Here is a 14,741-nt window from a genome sequence, read left to right as displayed (position 1 = left end):
CGCGTGAGGATCAGGGGTGACGCATTTGAGAGACACCGTAGCCATTTATCTAATAGTGAAGAGTGGGGAGCGGGCAATGCAAGCAATCCCGCGACCCCGCCAGGGTGTCGCACTCATTGCCAGTCTGGTGAGTGCGACACCCTGGCGGGGTCGCTGAAGGCTCTGCTCGGCGACCCACAAGGGGTCGAGGGGGTAGGGAAGGGTCTTTGTACATCGGTCACCGCTTCGCGGATGACCGATGCCTATGGAGCGAGCACCCTTCGGGTGCCTCACGGATAAGCCCTCTAGGTATATGATTACTCCAATGCTCAAAGGCGTCACTCCCGGGCGAGGATCAGAGCTCTCGCCGGAGATGGTCGTGCGAGGTGTGTCGGGCTATGGTCTCCGACTGATGTCGATCTGGGAGAAAACTATAGTCGGTATTAGAGAAAACTAATACCGGTAATAGTTCCAACTAATACCGATAATAGATTGAACTAATACCGGTAATAGAAACGACGCCTATCTACCTGCTGGTAATCAGTGTGGTGTGATTTTCCCTGTCGTGGCACTCGAATGTGATCGATAAGTCCGATCAATAGGCATGGATGATCCTCTGCTTCCCCGATGCCGGGAGGTGGTGCATTTGAGCATTACAGTCTATGCAGAACGCACCTCTTCGAGGTGTCATTCCGTCTGTCGATCCCGCAGGGGCGAAGCCCCGGAGGGATCATCGCTTCTTAGACCGGGTGTCGAGGCACGAAGTGCCGAAGACCCCGGGAAAGAGGATCCCGAGAGAGATATACGACCCCGCTAGGGTGTCGCACTTACCAGTAAGGCAATCAGTGCGACACCCTAGCGGGGTCGTGGGATCGTTTGCGATGCCTGATCCCCGGGTCGTCGGGGCTACGCCCCTCGACCCGGGTCTAAAAAGCGGGCACCCCTGTCGGGGTGCTTCGTTCCCCACTCTTCACGATGAGTTGGATGACTTATTTAAAGCTCAAATGCGTCACCCCTGCGAGGGTGGTGAGGTGGTGGAGGGAAAAGATTAACTTTGTGTCGCCCGACCTCTGCAGAGGTTGCGGCCCCACCACTTTACCACATCTGATGATTATGACAGTCCTGAAGCGTGCTTTGCTCTCCCTCGGTCTCCTTACCTTGCTGCTCCCTCGCGTCTCGGCGGGAGACTGGCTTGGGGATAAGTATTCGCTCTTTATCCACTACGGTCTCTACTCCACGTACGGCGGGGTCTATGACGGCGTGCCGGTGCGGGATGGGTACTCTGAGCAGATCTTCTCCTTCGGCGTCCACTACATGGATATCTACGAGGCATCGGCGAGGGACTTCACCGCAGAGCGCTTCGATGCGGACTCGATAGCCGCGCTGGCTAAGAGGGCGGGGATGCGTAGCGTCGTGCTGACGGCGAAGCATCACGAGGGGTTCTGTCTCTGGGAGACGGCTACGACCGACTTCTCCGCTGCTCGGGCGCCCCGTTGTGGGCGTGATCTGGTGAGGGAGATGGCGGAGGCGTGCCGGAGGGCGGGCTTGCGCTTTGGGCTTTATTTCTCCCTCATCGACTGGCACTTCCCCGGGGCGGTGCCTTACTCGTCGCACAATGCCGATCCGGTGACGCCGGCTCACCATGAGTACAATAAGCGACAGGTGCGGGAGCTATTGACGAAGTACGGGCCGGTGGATGAGCTCTGGTTCGACATGGGCTCGCTGACGCCTGATCAGAGTAGGGAGCTGTATCGCCTGGTGAAGAGCCTGCAGCCGAAGTGTATGGTCAGCGGGCGGCTGGGGAATGACTGCGCCGACTTCGCCGTCTTCCCTGACAATGAGACACCGGACTACGCGATGGATATCCCGTGGCAGACGGCGGCGAGCTTTTTCCCAGAAACATGGGGCTATCGCTCCTGGCAGAGGAGGGGCAGTGTGGAAGAAAAGGTGCGGGAGAAGCTCTCGGATCTGCTCCGGGTCGTCTGCGGCGGGGGAAAGTATCTCCTTAATATAGGTCCTGATGGCGAGGGCGGGGTGGTCCCCTTTGAGCGGCTGGTGCTGGAGCGTATGGGGGCGTGGCTGCGCGTCTACGGTGAGGCGGTCTATGGGACGGATGGGCTGTCGGCTCAGGGACCGCTCCTGACTTGCCGTGCGGATGGGCGGGCGGTCTACCTCTTTGTCCCCGATGATCGGACGCTGGTCGAGCTGCCGGCGCTCACCTCTTTGCCCCTCACTGCTGCCGCTCTCGATGGTGAGGCGGGAGTGGAGCTTGTCTCGGTCGGAGGTCGTCCGGCGGTTCGCTGCACTCCTCTCGCGGGGGTACCCTATCGGGCGGTATGTCTCACCTTTGCGGAGCCGGTCTCACTGCAGCCTCAGTCGGAGACAATCTTTGCCTACTCTCTCGCGGACTATTACTCCGGGCTGCGGAGTGTGGTCGGCTACAGGGTCGTGGGGAAGGGGCTGAGAGAGATCTCCTTCCCTCGAGAGTATGAGGGCCGTGAGGTGGAGATGAATGGGGAGATAGTGACACTCCGGGGACGGAGCAGCGGTGCAACGTCTCCGGAGGTGCGGCTCGTAGGGGCTCTCACCTGCCGATCGGTGGGCGGGCAGCTGGGGCGGATGCCCTCGGATGACGGCGTGATCCCTCAGCCGGTGGAGGGGACGATGCTGGGAGACTCGTTACTCGGCTCTCCCGATCAGCACAGAGGAGTGCTCTACGAGCAGGAGCTGACTTGCGATCAGTCGGGCGACCTGAGGGTGGATCTCAGCTATAGAGGCGGCTTCCTCCTTTACCTCGATGGAGAGTATATCGATGGGGGATTTGTGCGAGAGGGTGCGGAGACGATCCCGCTGCTCCTCTCTCTGAAGCCGGGACGGCACAGGCTACAGCTCAAGCTCTACAACGGCTTCGGCTCTCGTCCCTACGCTCGTCTTATGCCCATAGAGCGGTATGAGCTGCAGCGGATGTTGCTCCCGCCCTCGGACATCGTGACGCTGAAACGACCTCATCGCTTCCCCATCGCCTCTCCGGCCCACCTCTCCGCTCTCCGCATCAGATAATCACGCAAAAAAGGGCCCCGAGTCGAATCACTTCGCTCGGGGCCCCTAGCTTGTGTATAACGTGCAGTCTTGTGTCAGACTACATGTTGTCTATGAAAAAAGAAACGAGCCCTCTACCGTACGAAGTGTACGAAGTGACTCGTGATCTTTCAAGAGAAAACTGTCTCCCGACAGCTCAGCTCTTACCTTAACCTTTAATCTAATACTATTATGAAAAAACCACGATGCAAAGGTAGGGACTTTCTCCCATATATGCAAGGGGTGTACCTAAATATTTTTGCAAAATGATTGCGATTGATTCGGATTGCGCTCTTTGTCAGGTGGATAGGATTTCGTTTTTTTTCTTCCCTGATTTTGCTTCGATAGCAGACAAAAAGAAACGAGTCGCCTCCATAAGTGAGGTGACTCGTGACCTTTCAAGAAAAAGCTGTCTCACGACAGCTCTGTTCTTACCTTAACCTTTAATCTAATACTATTATGAAAAAACCACGATGCAAAGGTAGGGACTTTCTCGGAATAATGCAAGCCTTTGCCTACTCAAGATGACAATTTACCCCATATTTGACAATTATTTGTGTTTATCTCTGTCGCGCTAACTCTCTTTTGTCACCGCGTCCGGAGCGAATGGCAGACGGATCTATCGCTTTATCGGATTGTTTTTACTACCTTTGCGCAGTTAGTCCGTAGTCTATATATAAGAAGCTAACTCATGAGTAAGCAAAGCAATACCCAAGACCTCAATAAGGAGGCAACCTCCGCCGAATCCGGAAGTAAGGCAGAGGATTACATGAAGAAAAATAGGCGGACGCTTATCATCTGCCTGGTAGCCGCTATCGTCGTCATCGGTGGCATCATCCTCTATCGTAATGCCTATATGATGCCTCATAAGGCTAAGGCTGAGGAGCAGATCTTCCGTGCAGAGCAGCTCTTCGAGAGAGACTCATTCGAGACAGCTCTCAAGGGTAACGGCGCTGATGTGAAGGGTTTCCTTGATATCATCAGCGACTACGGGAATACTCCTGCAGGTAATGTCGCTCATGCCTACGCCGGTGTCTGCTACTACCAGCTGGGTGACTACCAGAGCGCTATCAAGCAACTGGATAAGTTTAGCTCCAAGGACATGATGCTCCAGCCGAGTGTCATCGGTCTGATCGGCGACTGCTACGTCGAGGGAGACCAGTACGACAAGGCTGTGGGCTACTTCGAGGACGCAGCCAAGAAAGCGGACAATATGCTCCTCTCACCGATCTATCTGATCAAGGCGGGACTCGCCTATGAGGCTCTCGGTAAGACGGATAAGGCTAAGGAGGCTTATGCTAAAGTCAAGGAGAGCTATCCGACCTCGCCCTCTGCTGCTAATGCTGAGAAGTATCTCCAGACGCTGACTCTACAGGGCAAGTAACCTCCCCTGACTAAGCACAAAAAAAGATCCCCTCGCAAGTCTCTTGCGGGGGGATCTTTCTCTATTACTGTCTCTCTGATGGGAGCAGCGGGAAGTCACGGCTGGGTCGGTGCGACCGGTCGATCAATTCGCCCAACTGCCGGACTACCTCCGGGTAATCAGCGGAGACATCGCGCAGTTCACCGGGATCCGCAGAGAGATTGAAGAGCTCATCGTGCGTCCGGGTGGCGTCCTTGACCTGCTGTCGGATCAGCTTCCACTGCCCCATGCGGACCGCCTGACGTCCGCCCTCCTCATGAAACTCCCAGTAGAGATACGGGTGCTCCGGCTGTTCGCCTCGACCGGTAAGGGTGGGAAGGAAGGAGATCCCGTCAGACTGAGTCTGAGGAGCGGCGCCGGAGAGCTCCTGCAGGGTCGGCATCACGTCCCAGAAGGCGAGCATGTGGTAGGACGTACTACCGGGCTTGATCACCTGAGGCCACACAGCGATGAGGGGTGTCCGTACCCCCCCCTCGTAGAGGGCACGCTTAAGACCGCGATAGGGACCATTGCCGTCAAAGAAGTAAGGATCGTGCCCGCCCTCCTCGTGCGGACCATTGTCTGAGGTGAAGATAAAGAGGGTATTCTCCGCCAGTCCCTCCTCCTGAAGTACCTCCATCATCCGCCGTACATCGTTGTCGATCCGGCGAACCATACCGGCATAGGTTGCCTTAGGCTGCGCTTCAGCGCGGTACCAATTGCCTTCGAAGGGGCGCTCGCAGAACTTTCCCTCAAAGGGCTTCCGATCATCCTCCTCCGCATCCAGGTCCGCATGCGGTAGGGCGGGGGTGAAGTAGAGGAAGAAGGGGCGCTCCTTCCGCTCCCTGTCTCTGAGGAAATCGACAGCATGATCCATCAGCAGATCCTGTGCGTAGGTCTTCCCGTCCAGCGGGACCAGCGTCTCTCCCTCATGGAGAAACTCCGGTCTGTGTCGGTGGGCGTTGAGCTGACCGAGGTAGCCATAGAAGTAGTCAAAGCCCTGTCGCGTCGGTGCGCCCTCGGTGCCGGGTCCGCCCAGACCCCACTTCCCGATACAGGCGGTGTCGTAGCCGGCATCCCTCAGCATCTCGGCGAGGGTCACCTCACCATCGGCGAGGGGATGGTCGTAGGTGTGTCCGTCGGGATTGGGAGTGTCCTTATTCCCTCGGATAAAGGCGTGTCCGGTGTGGCGACCGGTGAGGAGTGATCCGCGGGATGGGGCACTGACGGAGCAGCCGGCGTAGGCCTGCGTAAAGGTCATACCCGCCCGGGCGAGGCTGTCCAGACCGGGCGTCGGGATGAATCTCTGACCATAGGCACCGATGTCACCGATGCCGAGGTCGTCCACCATGAAGAATACGACATTGGGGCGCATCTGGGCAGCCGCTGATAGGGATAGTGCTCCGAGTGCTGCGGTGGATAGAAGTCTCTTTGTACTCATACTTTTCTTTACTCTAAGGAACGCGGTAGCTCCGCAATCGTACCGGGCATCCGATAGTCCCAGATCTGCTTGGGATCCTCGGGGTGATTGATCTGCTCCTCCTCCGGTGCCACTTCCGAACCGTATCCGGTCAGCGTCCACCAGTCCTGCATCGGCAGAACCAGCAGAACCGACGGGGCAAGTCGTCTCAGGGCGCGGATCAGACCCGCCGGTGTGGGGTCGTCCGCACAACCGTAAGCGGCACCGATCTCGCACCTCATGTAGTGATCGAGCGAGTGCCACCAGGCGCGTAGTGTGCTGGTGTCGTGGGTCGACGTGGAGCCTACGCTGAGGTAGGGGAGGTCATGAGGGTGGGCAAAGGGGCACCAGGGCTTCTTCGCCATCCGCACCACCTCGAGGGAGAGCAGTTCGAAGGTGTCCATCACCTCGCGCATGCTCCCCGGGAGACTCCCCAGATCCTCGGCGCAGAGGAGCATGGCGGTCTCTGAGGTGGCTCCGAGGAGACGCTTGATGGCGGTTCGGCGCCAGAGCTCCTCATTGCGGTGGTGGTGGTACTCCTCCCGGAGGTAGAGGATCAGCTGCTTTGCTTCGGCGCTTAGGGGACCAAAGTCCGGATAGAGCTCCGGCGAGGGCGATGGGTGATACAGCCCTCGCTCGTCCTTAGCACAGAGCTTCTCCACACCCTGCACCTCATCCGGTCGGTAGCCGAGTGCCGGAACATAGTGTGCCTGACGCTGATCGGAGCTACTCTCCGGGATACTCCAGATGCGGAAGAAGCCAAGGATATGGTCTATGCGGATCGCATCAAGGTGGCGCTCCATCACGGCAAAGCGGTGACGCCACCAGCGGAAGTCCTCCGCTGCCATCGCCTCCCAGTCGTAGGTGGGGAAGCCCCAGTCCTGCCCATCGGCGGAGAAGAAGTCAGGCGGTGCGCCAGCCTCCTTGTCCAGGTGGAAGAGGTGCGGAGCGACCCAGACGTCGACGCTATTTCTTCCCACGCCGATCGGCAGGTCGCCCTTGATCAGGACGTCATGCCGGTGGGCGGTCTCCGTCAGCCTGCCCAATTGGTCGTACAAGAAGCACTGGATGAAGGCGTACCGAAGCACCTCCCGCTCCGCCTGTGCTCCCTGGATAGTCCTCGTCCTGAGGTACTCCTCCCGGATCGTTTCGTAGTCTGCATAATCGGTGACCGGCGTCCCCGGCTGTCGATCCCTAAGGACGCAGAAGAGACAGTAAGCGAGCAGATCGTCCCCCTCCCGGGACATAAATTCCCTCACATTCTCCATCGTCTGATCATCAGCCCGATCGTAGCAGTAGTCGATCACCTCGCGCTTGAGTTCCCGGACGGATAGGTAGTCGACCCGAGGCAGGGCATTGAGCTCGGTAGCTCGACCCTCCCAGCGCCGCCTGAGCGGTGCCTCGTCGTACCCAGGGAGTCTGCGCACATCGAGGTAAAGGGGATCAAGCCCGTAGGTGGTGATGGCGTTGTAGGGATAGGAGTCGAGCGGGGTACGTGTAAAAGTGGTGTCGTAGAAGGGGAGCATCTGGTAGATATGCTGTCCCAGCTCGGCAAGGTAGCGGACGAAGTCCACCGCATCGCCAAAATCGCCGATACCATAGGACCGCTCCGTGCGGAGGGCAAAGAGTGGTGCCACCGTCCCCTCGATACTCCTTCGCTCCCAGGTGGGCTGAAGAGTTGGCTCGTCGACAAAGGTGAGCGTGAGGGAGCGCCTCTCCTCCGGTCGGTAGACTCTATTGGGTCCCTCTTCCCAGAGTATTGATCCATCCCGCCTGCGGAGAACCACCTTGTACTCCATCGCCGGGAGTCCCTCCATGGATAGTGTGTAGCAGTGGCGACAGGCGCGGAGGGGGATGCCGTGCATCGGGTCCCACGCTCCCGCCTCCGTTGCAGAGCCCACGAGGAAGAGCTCACCATCGTAGATCTCCTGCCTCAGGAAGGCGATCGCCTCACCGCGGTGACAGTCGAGCGCAGCCATCGGCTCCTTAGTCCGGTCAGTCAGCCCGAGCAGCCCGCAGAGGGGAGGACTCATTAGCCGATGTGCGGGCGAGGGGGCGATCCACCGGTCGCGGATTACCACGTTGAGAGGTGTCGTCTTCGGTTCCGTTGCTCTCAGGCGAATGGTATGGGGCATAGGAGCCTCCACAGCGACGATATCCCCTTCCTCCTCCACTCTGTAGCTGTAGCGCAGTTCCTTGTGGCTGCGGATGGAAAGGGGCAGGTCGAGGGTCCAGAGCCCTGCCGATCGCTCCTCCATCGGGAGCCTTTCGGCCCCCATCATACAGACAAGGGTCTGTCTCTCGTGAGAGGTCTGATAGGGGAGAACCAGAGTCAGCAGTATGCGCTGCTCTGTCGTACTGGATTTCTTCATCTACTTAGTCTCGTAGGTGGTTGGGTCGGTGATGCCGGCCTCACGGAAGGCCTCGCGTCGCTCCTCGCAGGTGCCGCACTTGCCGCAGTGCTTTTCTCCCCCCTTATAGCAGGAGTAGGTGTCACTGTAGTCCACGCCCAGCTCTGCACCACGACGGACAATGTCTGACTTGGTGATCAGCGTGTAGGGCGCGTCGATGGTGACGCCATTGAAGGTCCCGGCACGCATGGCCCCGCTCATCTCTCGGATGAAGTCGGGTCTGCAGTCGGGGTAGATCGTATGGTCACCGGAGTGATTGGCGAGCATGACTCGGCTCAGCTCCCGGCTCTCTGCCAGCCCGCAGGCGACGGAGAGCATGATTCCGTTGCGGAAGGGAACGACCGTGGACTTCATATTCTCCTCATCATAGGATCCCTCCGGGATCGCCTCCGCTCCCTCGATGAGGGAGGAGTGGAAGTACTCCTTGATGAAGTGGAGCGGGATCACTAAGTGCTCGATACCGAGTGCGGCACAGTGGCGTTTCGCACAGGCGATCTCGCGAGCGTTGTGATTGCTGCCGTAGTCAAAGGTTACGGCCAGGGCGATCTCATCTTGCTTGTCGTGCAGTAAAGTGACACTGTCGAGACCGCCCGAGAGGACGATTATAGCATCTTTCTTATTCTTCTTCATACCTCAAATGTACGATTATTTAAGCTCTCCACGGCGCTGAATCCCGGGAGCGACATCCCGGCCCGTCATGGGAATTATCTAAACCCGATATTAGTGATCCCTAATATCGGGTTTAGTGATCTCTAATACCGGGTTTAGTGTGAGGGCTCATCCGCTCTGATTTTTATGGGAATAAAAAAAGCGGTGGAGCAAGGTCATAACCCTGCTCCACCGCTGTAGTACTTGGGGACGCTGCCGCGGTTACACCTCGGCGTTGGCCATATAGACGCTGTCCGGGTGGAGGTGTGTTGCCTCCCAGCCCATGGCTGCGGCACCGAGGATGGCGGCGTCATTCTCCTTCAGCTCACTGAAGACGATCTTCACCTTGCCCTTATAGATATTGAGAAGGTTCTCCTCCATAGCGCGCTGTGTCGGCTTGAGGAGCAGGTCTCCGGCGTGGGTGAGACCGCCGAAGAGGATGATCGCCTCTGGGCTGGTGTAGGCGACTGCATCAGCGAGCGCCTCACCGAGGATCGTACCGGTATTCTCGAAGATCTGGATCGCCAGCTTGTCGCCCTTCATGGCGGCATCAAAGACATCCTTGGAGGTGATCTCCGCCGGGTCGAGGTCGCGGAGCAGGGAGTCATCCTCACGGATCGACAGGTACTCGCGTGCGGTGCGAGCCACCCCCGTGGCGGAGGTGTAGGTCTCGAGGCATCCCTGACGGCCACAGCCGCAGGTGCGACCATTGCGGCGGATCACGGTGTGACCCACCTCGCCGGCGAAGCCATCGTGCCCGTAGACCAGCTCGCCCCCGACGACAATGCCGCTACCGACACCGGTGCCGAGAGTGATCTCGATGAAGTCCTTCATACCTCGAGCCGCACCATAGGTCATCTCTCCGATGGCAGCCGCATTGGCGTCATTGGTGAGGACGACCGGTATCTGCAGCTCCTTCTCGAGCAGACCGGCGAGTGGGATCTTATCCTTCCAGGGGAGATTGGGGGCAAATTCGATCGAGCCATTGAAGTAATTTCCGTTGGGAGCTCCGATTCCGATACCGAAGATCTTGTCCATCGTCAGGTCGATCTCGACCAGATCACGGATAGCCACCCCGAGGTCCTTGATGTAGTCCTTGATGTCGAGGTGCTTACCGGTCTTTATGGAGCTGGTGCGGAGGATATTTCCTCGCGCGTCTACGATCCCGAAGGCTGTGTTGGTGCCACCGAGGTCGATCCCTATGACGTAGGGCTTGGACTCAATAGTTGGTTTATTTGCCATGGTTTGGTTCCTAGCTAGTTTGTGGTGAGAGATTGTCATCCCCTCCCCGCACGGATAGTTGTCCCTGCTCGGGCCCGGAGGTCACTTGAGGACAAAGGGGGCCGGCATGCGACCGAGGTCGAGAGCGTCACGGAGATTCAGATTGACCCGCCAGTTGTCATTCTCCCGCACGAGATTCATCGTCTGAGGGACCTCAAGGGTGGGGATATCGTTCTTAGCGAGGTACTGCTTGATATTCTCCTTCATCTCATCGGGGAGGTCGGAGAGTGAGCTCATTCGCTTGCCCTTCGCCATCATCTGCTGCAGGATCTCGAGGCTGATGGTTTCCTTGATGATCTTGTCCATATTGGGCACGGTGAGGACATAGGTGACGGTGGCGGTCTCGCCATTCACGATCTCCTTGAAGCCTGTTGCCTTCAGCGATTCGCGGGTCTCCGGTACTAGGTCGAAAAGTGACTGTGCATCCTTAGGTATGACGTACTTGGTCATGAAGTTGTCGTACGTCATCGTGGTCTGGTCCGCCTCGCAGAGGAGGTTGTAGAAGGCTTGCAGGTCGCCCTTGAGCTGAGCCTCGACAGCCTCCTTGGCGACATCCTTGGGCGAAGACTTGCCGCATCCGGTGAGCCCGAGAGAGAGCACCAGCGTCATGGCGATAGCCAGAATGGTATTGATACGTTTCATATCCGGTTTTTGATACTATATGAGTGATATATTCTTATTCTGTGTACTAAGGTACTCCTTTTCTGATAAAAATTAAGGTTTTTCCTGCGGAATCTTATCCTGAGAGTCTCTCTGAAGCCCCTCGGCGATCACTCCGCTCCCGTAGCAGAGGTGCTCCTCGGTGTCGTAGAGGGTGCAGAATTGCCCCGCTGCCACCCCTTGGATCGGCTCTTCGGCGAGCACGCTGTGGCTCCCGTCGGCGTGGCGACGGAGCAGTCCACGAGTGAAGTCGGGCGTATGGCGTACCTTAAGGGTCACCGGCATCTCGCTCGCCCCCTTGGGCATCGGATCGCCGGAGATATAGTTCATCGCCCCCAGCCGGATCAGGTCGCTGTACTGCATCGCTGTGTCGAAGCCTCGACTGACGAAGATCGTATTTGTCGCCACATCCTTCCGGATCACGTACCAGGGACCGCCACTCAGACCGAGCCCCTTCCGCTGCCCGATGGTGTGGTACCAGAAGCCCTTATGCTCGCCCAGCACGCGACCCGTCTCTAGCTCCACGATCGGGCCGACCCTCTCCCCTAGGTGCTCCCGGAGGAAGTCGTCGTAGTCGATCCTGCCGAGGAAGCAGATCCCCTGGCTGTCGTCCCGGTGGGCAGTGACCAAGTGATGCTCCTCAGCGATGGCTCGGAGCCGCTCCTTGGGGAGATCCCCGATCGGGAAGAGCGCCTTATGGAGCTGCGGGTAGGTGATCTGTGCAAGGAAGTCGGTCTGATCCTTCACCGGGTCGACCGCTGTGGCGAGGTAGTCTCGTCCGTCGATCGTCTCCTTGCGGGCGTAGTGTCCCGTGGCGATATGGTCGTAGGTGGATCCGGTGTAGCTGTCAAAGGCGCCAAACTTGATCCACCTATTGCACATCATGTCCGGATTAGGCGTCAGACCCCTCCGCACCGACTCCAGCAGGTAGCCGACCACATGGTCCCAGTACTCCCGGTGGAGATCGATCATCTCGAGCGGGAGATCGTACTTCCGCGCTAAGATCCGGACGATCACCTCATCATCCTCCGCCGGACAACCGGCATAGCCCTCCTCCTTCGCCCCGATGCGGATGTAGAAGAGGTCAGGCCTTATCCCCTGCTCGAGGAGACGAACCATTGCGACGGAGCTGTCGACACCGCCGGAGAGGAGAAGGGCTGTCGAGGACATGATTACGAGAGTCGGCTGCCCGGGCGGACCTCCTTGGAGGTGGTCGCTACAGAGAGCGTGCCATCGGGCTCTACAGCGCTCAGGATCATGCCATTGCTCTCGAGTCCCATCATCTTACGGCCGGCGATATTGGCGAGGAAGAGCACTTGCTTACCTACCAGCTCCTCCGGATGCTCGTAGTAGCCGGCAAGTCCGGAGAGGATCTGTCGACCGCCGAGACCATCATCGAGCTTGAAGCGAAGGAGCTTCTTGGACTTCGGTACACGCTCGCACTCCAGTACGGTGGCGACACGGATATCGATCTTCTCAAAGTCATCGAAGGGGATCTCCTCATCGATCGGGTCCACAGAGAGATGAGCCGCTGCCTCTGCCTCCTTGGCTGCTAGTGTGGCTGCCTTGGCAGCGAGGAGCTTCTGCTTCTGTGCCTCTACCTGATCATCCTCAATCTTATCGAAGAGCAGCTCGGTCTTACCCAGCTGGTGTCCCGCCTTGAGGAGATTAGTCTCACCGATCGCCTCCCAGTCGACCTGCTCGTCCATAGCGAGCATGCGGCGGAGCTTCGCCATCGAGAAGGGGAGGAAGGGCTCGAGGAGCAGCGCACTATTGGCGGCGATCTGGAGGGCTACGTTGAGGATCGTCCCGGTACGCTCGCGGTCTGTCTTGATCACCTTCCACGGCTCGAGGTCGGCGAGGTACTTATTCCCCAGTCGGGGCAGCTCCATGGCGGTACGCTGAGCGTCACGGAAGTGGAAGTCCTCCAGCAGTCGGGCGGTCTCCTCGCGGATCTCCCTCATCTTGCTGAGCACCTCCTTGTCTTCGTCCGTCAGCTCGGCGGCAGGCACCTTTCCGTCAAAGTGCTTCCGCGTGAGCACCATCGCGCGATTGACGAAGTTACCAAGGATGGCGACCAGCTCGCTGTTGTTGCGGGACTTGAAGTCCTCCCACGTGAAGTCGTTGTCCTTGGTCTCCGGAGCGTTGGCGGTCAGCACATAGCGCAGGACGTCCTGCTTGCCGGGGAAGTCCTCGAGGTACTCATTGAGCCAGACGGCCCAGTTCTTGGAGGTCGAGATCTTGTCGCCCTCGAGATTGAGAAACTCATTGGAGGGCACATTGTCGGGGAGGATAAAGGAGCCCTCAGCCTTAAGCATGGCTGGGAAGACGATGCAGTGGAAGACGATATTGTCTTTCCCGATGAAGTGGATCAGCCTCGTCGAGGAGTCCTTCCACCATGTCTCCCAGCTATCGGGGAGCAGCTCACGGGTGTTGGAGATGTAGCCGATCGGGGCGTCAAACCAGACGTACAGCACTTTCCCCTCAGCCCCCTCGACCGGCACCGGGATGCCCCACGAGAGGTCGCGGCTCACGGCGCGAGGCTTCAGCCCCATATCGAGCCAGCTCTTGCACTGACCGTAGACGTTGGGGCGCCACTCCTTGTGCTCCTCGAGGATCCACTTGGAGAGCCAGTCCTGATAGTCATTGAGCGGGAGGTACCAGTGGGTCGTCGGGCGCTTCACCGGGGTGGCGCCGCTCAGCTTGGAGTGGGGGTTGATCAGCTCATCTGGGCTCAGCTCAGAGCCGCACTTCTCGCACTGATCGCCATAGGCCTCCTCATTGCCACAGCGGGGGCAGGTGCCGACGATGTATCGGTCGGCGAGGAACTCTCCCGCCTCCTCATCGTAGTACTGCTCGGTCGTCTGCTTGATAAACTTCCCGTCATCATAGAGCTTGCGGAAAAAGGCGGATGCCGTCTCCTCGTGGGTCTTGGACGAGGTGCGGGAATAGATGTCGAAGGAGATCCCGAAGTCCTCAAAGGACTTCTTGATGATCCCATGGAACTGGTCTACCACCTCTTGCGGGGTGATGCCCCGCTTCTTGGCCTGAAGGGTGATCGGCACACCATGCTCATCGGAGCCACAGACAAAGAGCACCTCCCGTCCGCGCAGTCTCAAGTAGCGGGCGTAGATGTCTGCCGGCACGTAGACGCCGGCGAGGTGACCGATGTGCACCGGCCCATTGGCGTAGGGCAGCGCGGCGGTGATGAGAGTTCGCTTGAAGTGACTATTATCCTGACTCATGATCTGTATACCTTATATTATATAGGTCACAAAGGTACCACTTTTCGCCGACTGCCCGGACGCCTCCCCCGTGGTGTTCAGGGGTGACGCATTTGAGTGGTACAGAAACCATTCAACTCATTGTGAAGAGTGGTGAACGATGCACCCCGACAGGGGTGCCCGCTTTTTAGACCCGGGTCAAGGGGCGTAGCCCCGACGACCCGGGGATCAGGCATTGCAAGCGATCCTGCGACCCCGTTAGGGTGTCGCACTGATTGACTGACTGGTATGTGCGACACCCTGGCGGGGTCGTATACCTTGAATGCGTCATCGTTTCCCGGGGTCATCGGCACTTCGTGCCTCGACACCCGGTCTAAAAAGCGATGATCCCTCCGGGGCTTCGCCCCTGCGGGATCGGCATGCGGTAGCAGCAGGGCTGGGATCAGTCGACAGGATTGCACAGCGACAGGGATTATCACTTCTTTGCTTTAAGGCTCAAATGCGTCACCCCTGCCGTGGTGTTTCAGGGCTCTTGCTGAGTCAAGGCTAATCTGGTGGAGAGTCTCATAGTCTGCATTTTTGGTCGGGAGGAGACAGAA

Annotated in this window: 9 protein-coding genes; 2 read left to right on the top strand and 7 right to left on the bottom strand. The window is 58.5% G+C overall.

Going from position 1 to position 14,741, the window contains the following annotated elements:
• Positions 1-1,092 precede the first annotated feature (1,092 nt).
• Entirely contained in the window at positions 1,093-3,039 is a 1,947-nt protein-coding gene (locus tag B088_RS06980; protein ID WP_245546734.1) for an alpha-L-fucosidase, read from the top strand.
• Positions 3,040-3,748: 709 nt separating this feature from the next.
• Positions 3,749-4,441, top strand: a complete 693-nt coding sequence (locus B088_RS06975; protein ID WP_018107703.1) for a tetratricopeptide repeat protein — start codon at positions 3,749-3,751, stop codon at positions 4,439-4,441.
• Between the two features lie 64 nt (positions 4,442-4,505).
• Here the strand turns inward: B088_RS06975 and B088_RS06970 are convergent, their stop codons facing one another.
• From B088_RS06970 to metG, 7 genes are all read right to left on the bottom strand, one after another.
• A complete protein-coding gene (locus tag B088_RS06970) occupies positions 4,506-5,900 on the bottom strand; it encodes an arylsulfatase (protein ID WP_018107702.1) in 1,395 nt (464 codons plus the stop codon).
• Between the two features lie 8 nt (positions 5,901-5,908).
• On the bottom strand, positions 5,909-8,290 hold the full coding sequence (locus tag B088_RS06965; protein ID WP_018107701.1) for a 4-alpha-glucanotransferase: 2,382 nt from the start codon (positions 8,288-8,290) through the stop codon (positions 5,909-5,911).
• Positions 8,291-8,959, bottom strand: coding sequence for a 7-cyano-7-deazaguanine synthase QueC (queC, locus tag B088_RS06960; RefSeq protein ID WP_018107700.1), 669 nt, complete (start codon positions 8,957-8,959; stop codon positions 8,291-8,293).
• A gap of 240 nt (positions 8,960-9,199) precedes the next feature.
• Positions 9,200-10,219, bottom strand: coding sequence for an ROK family protein (locus tag B088_RS06955; protein WP_018107699.1), 1,020 nt, complete (start codon positions 10,217-10,219; stop codon positions 9,200-9,202).
• Positions 10,220-10,300: 81 nt separating this feature from the next.
• A complete protein-coding gene (locus B088_RS06950) occupies positions 10,301-10,900 on the bottom strand; it encodes a nuclear transport factor 2 family protein (protein WP_018107698.1) in 600 nt (199 codons plus the stop codon).
• Between the two features lie 72 nt (positions 10,901-10,972).
• Entirely contained in the window at positions 10,973-12,088 is a 1,116-nt protein-coding gene (gene mnmA, locus B088_RS06945; protein WP_018107697.1) for a tRNA 2-thiouridine(34) synthase MnmA, read from the bottom strand.
• A gap of 2 nt (positions 12,089-12,090) precedes the next feature.
• Entirely contained in the window at positions 12,091-14,163 is a 2,073-nt protein-coding gene (metG, locus tag B088_RS06940; protein ID WP_018107696.1) for a methionine--tRNA ligase, read from the bottom strand.
• Positions 14,164-14,741: the final 578 nt, after the last annotated feature.

The organism is Porphyromonas bennonis DSM 23058 = JCM 16335, from assembly GCF_000375645.1.
Taxonomy (GTDB): Bacteria; Bacteroidota; Bacteroidia; order Bacteroidales; family Porphyromonadaceae; genus Porphyromonas_A; species Porphyromonas_A bennonis.
This window is presented reverse-complemented; position numbering and strand designations above follow the sequence as displayed.

Excerpts from the sequence above, each read along its gene's own strand:
- mnmA (WP_018107697.1), bottom strand. The coding sequence starts at position 12,088 with ATGTCCTCGACAGCCCTTCTCCTCTCCGGCGGTGTCGACAGCTCCGTC.
- metG (WP_018107696.1), bottom strand. The coding sequence starts at position 14,163 with ATGAGTCAGGATAATAGTCACTTCAAGCGAACTCTCATCACCGCCGCG.
- queC (WP_018107700.1), bottom strand. The coding sequence starts at position 8,959 with ATGAAGAAGAATAAGAAAGATGCTATAATCGTCCTCTCGGGCGGTCTC.
- B088_RS06955 (WP_018107699.1), bottom strand. The coding sequence starts at position 10,219 with ATGGCAAATAAACCAACTATTGAGTCCAAGCCCTACGTCATAGGGATC.
- B088_RS06970 (WP_018107702.1), bottom strand. The coding sequence starts at position 5,900 with ATGAGTACAAAGAGACTTCTATCCACCGCAGCACTCGGAGCACTATCC.
- B088_RS06950 (WP_018107698.1), bottom strand. The coding sequence starts at position 10,900 with ATGAAACGTATCAATACCATTCTGGCTATCGCCATGACGCTGGTGCTC.
- B088_RS06975 (WP_018107703.1), top strand. The coding sequence starts at position 3,749 with ATGAGTAAGCAAAGCAATACCCAAGACCTCAATAAGGAGGCAACCTCC.
- B088_RS06965 (WP_018107701.1), bottom strand. The coding sequence starts at position 8,290 with ATGAAGAAATCCAGTACGACAGAGCAGCGCATACTGCTGACTCTGGTT.
- B088_RS06980 (WP_245546734.1), top strand. The coding sequence starts at position 1,093 with ATGACAGTCCTGAAGCGTGCTTTGCTCTCCCTCGGTCTCCTTACCTTG.